The organism is Pseudomonas sp. MWU13-3659 (assembly GCF_023757525.1).
In the GTDB taxonomy this organism is placed as follows: domain Bacteria; phylum Pseudomonadota; class Gammaproteobacteria; order Pseudomonadales; family Pseudomonadaceae; genus Aquipseudomonas; species Aquipseudomonas entomophila_E.
In genome coordinates, this window is sequence record NZ_JAMSHW010000075.1 from 1 (window position 1) to 1601 (window position 1601).

Below are 1601 nucleotides of genomic sequence, written 5' to 3' on the forward strand. Positions count from 1 at the left end.
GGCAAGCCCACCACGTTGGCCGGCTATGGCATCACCGACGCATTGCACACCGGCCATTCGGGCCAGGTGCCGCGCTTCTATTCGCCGGTACCAGGCACCACCTACCAGACCCCGGCCCTGGAGATCCGCGAGGTGAACCTCGTCCAGGAGGCCAATCGGTCCTGGGACTACGCACCGCGTATCGGGTTTCACTGGGGAGGCGTGACCGCAGGCACCTTGGGGATGGCCTCTGGCGGCCAACTGTGCTGGAACGGGAATACGATTTGGGACTCCGCCAACTTCAACCCGAACACCAAAGCCGACAAGACCACAACGTTGGCGGGATACGGCATCACGGACGCAATCAAACGCGGTGATCAGGGGCTTGGCTCAAGCACTGCACAGGTCAGTTCGATTGACACCATCGGTTTACCGGGCGGCTTTCATTGCTGGTTGGGTGGAGCCACCAGCTTGGCCAACTATTGCAGCGTCTTGAACCTGCCGTACACCGCCTCAAATTTTTCGGCCCAGATCGCTGTTACCCAGGGTGGGCCAGGAGTACGGGTGCTTGCGCGCGCTACCACAAACGATGGCGCCTGGACGCCGACCGTGGAAGTGTTCCACACCGGCAACCTGGTGCCGGATGCGATTGTCCCGCCGGGCACCATGATCCAGAGCTTCAGCCGCAAGGCCCCCACTGGCACGCTACGGACTAACGGGGCAGTGGTGAGTCGGATCACCTTTTCCCGATTGTTTGCCGAGATCGGCACGTTGTATGGCGTCGGCGACGGCGTCAGCACGTTCCACCTGCCAGACACCCGTGGCTTGTTCACTCGCGACGTGGACGATGGGCGCGGCTTCGACCCTGGGCGGGTCCAGGGCACTTTCCAAGCAAGTCAGAACATGTGGCACAACCATCCAGGGTCGTCCGTCAGCATTTCCGAGGCAGGGGCGCATCCCCACACCATCCGAATGGGCAGTAACGACGTTGCCGGCATCTACCCCGATCTAGTAGCGCCAGGTGGCGGCCCCGTTCAATACACATCAGCCGTGAACTGGGCCGGAGCACACACCCACCCGGCATCGATCACCATTATTGGCGACGGGGGCAATGAGTCGCGCCCGCCGAACATCGCCCTATATACCTACATCAAGTACTGAGGCCCGCATGCAAAAGACAAAGACGGTTTACCAGACCTCCCCGCTGGGCCTGTTCACTGGCATCACCGAGGCCGACGAGTCGCCCCTGGAGCCGGGTGTGTTCCTGATCCCCGGCGGTTGCGTCGAGGTACCGCCACCGCTGATCCCGGAAAACAAGGCCGCGCACTGGAACGGCCAGGCCTGGCAACTGGTGGACTACTTCCAGGGCCTGGTGGTGTACAGCATCACCGACAGCGAGCCCCGAACGCTCAACGGTATGGAGTCGATCCCCTCGGGCTACACGACGGAGAAGCCCGGCCCCGACCAGGTGTGGAAAAACGGCAAGTGGGTGGACGATACCGCCGCGATCCTGACCAAGCTGTACCAGGAGAGACTGGCCGCGATCACCAGCGGGTGTGCCCAGTACCTCGAAGGTGGCTTCAGCTCCAGCGCCCTGGGTGAATCGCACCGCTACGCGAGCA

At 62.6% G+C, this 1601-nt stretch carries 1 protein-coding gene and 1 pseudogene; both read left to right on the forward strand.

Features of this window, described 5'->3' with window-relative positions; genetic code table 11:
- Window positions 1-1140 (forward strand): phage tail protein (locus NGM28_RS28335; protein WP_252092534.1); only part of this gene is annotated, 1140 nt, incomplete at its 5' end.
- A 7-nt stretch (window positions 1141-1147) separates the two neighbouring features.
- Window positions 1148-1601: pseudogene (locus NGM28_RS28340) on the forward strand (hypothetical protein); the annotation flags it as partial.